Raw genomic sequence first — 1,628 nt, 5'->3', positions numbered from 1 at the left:
AGAAAAAGTAGTGAGTACTCTCTCCCGTCGGAGATTTCTTCACTACTAATCTTAGTATGTTTTGTAGTGTTTTTGCATTAGCAAGGGGATTATTAAAAGCTTATAGAAGTAGTAGAAATAGAAATACTGAAAGGAATATTTGTAATTACTCTAAAGAAAAACTGAAAACTATATAAAATACTTGCAATTCTATGACATTTTGATAGAATAGTAGAGTAAAGTTAGACTGTATTGCCTACTGTCTATCTATAAAATATATTTTATTGGAGGCTTTTCCTAAATGGCAAAAGAAAAATACGATCGTAGTAAACCACACGTTAACATTGGTACAATCGGACACGTTGACCACGGTAAAACTACTTTGACAGCTGCTATCACAACTGTATTGGCTCGTCGTCTTCCTAGCGCAGTTAACACACCAAAAGACTACGCTTCAATCGACGCTGCTCCAGAAGAACGTGAACGCGGTATCACAATCAACACTGCACACGTTGAGTACGAAACTGAAAAACGTCACTACGCTCACATCGATGCGCCAGGACACGCGGACTACGTTAAAAACATGATCACTGGTGCCGCTCAAATGGACGGTGCGATCCTTGTAGTAGCATCTACTGACGGACCAATGCCACAAACTCGTGAGCACATCCTTCTTTCACGTCAGGTTGGTGTTAAACACCTTATCGTCTTCATGAACAAAGTTGACTTGGTTGACGATGAAGAATTGCTTGAATTGGTTGAAATGGAAATCCGTGACCTTCTTTCAGAATACGATTTCCCAGGTGATGATATTCCAGTTATCCAAGGTTCAGCTCTTAAAGCTCTTGAAGGTGATTCTAAATACGAAGACATCATCATGGACTTGATGAACACTGTTGACGAATACATTCCAGAACCAGAACGTGACACTGACAAACCATTGTTGCTTCCAGTCGAAGACGTATTCTCAATCACTGGTCGTGGTACTGTTGCTTCAGGACGTATCGACCGTGGTGTTGTTCGTGTTAATGACGAAGTTGAAATCGTTGGTCTTAAAGAAGAAATCCAAAAAGCAGTTGTTACTGGTGTAGAAATGTTCCGTAAACAACTTGACGAAGGTATTGCCGGAGATAACGTCGGTGTCCTTCTTCGTGGTATCCAACGTGATGAAATTGAACGTGGTCAAGTATTGGCTGCACCTGGTTCAATCAACCCACACACTAAATTCAAAGGTGAAGTTTACATCCTTTCTAAAGAAGAAGGTGGACGTCACACTCCATTCTTCAACAACTACCGTCCACAGTTCTACTTCCGTACAACTGACGTAACAGGTTCAATCGAACTTCCTGCAGGTACTGAAATGGTTATGCCTGGTGATAACGTGACTATCGACGTTGAGTTGATCCACCCAATCGCCGTTGAAAAAGGTACAACATTCTCTATCCGTGAAGGTGGACGTACTGTTGGTTCAGGTATCGTATCTGAAATCGAAGCTTAATTAATATTAAGTTCCCAATACAATTATTCGTCAGACAATAATTGAGAGAGTCGAATTTACTCGGCTCTTTTTGGTTTTTAAAAATATCGGCTCTTTGTCAACTGTAGTGGGTGACGAAAAGCTAACATCTAGAGAGGACCTGATAGGTCTT

The 1,628-nt window shown here is 40.7% G+C and carries 1 protein-coding gene; it reads left to right on the top strand.

Going from position 1 to position 1,628, the window contains the following annotated elements:
• Window positions 1-280 precede the first annotated feature (280 nt).
• Window positions 281-1,477 carry an elongation factor Tu gene (gene tuf, locus ADF62_RS04425; protein ID WP_003095670.1) on the top strand — a complete coding sequence of 399 codons (1,197 nt, stop codon included), beginning with the start codon at window positions 281-283 and terminating at the stop codon, window positions 1,475-1,477.
• The last annotated feature ends 151 nt before the right edge of the window (window positions 1,478-1,628 follow it).

The organism is Streptococcus sp. 1004_SSPC (assembly GCF_001069025.1).
Taxonomy (GTDB): Bacteria; Bacillota; Bacilli; order Lactobacillales; family Streptococcaceae; genus Streptococcus; species Streptococcus vestibularis.
This window is presented reverse-complemented; position numbering and strand designations above follow the sequence as displayed.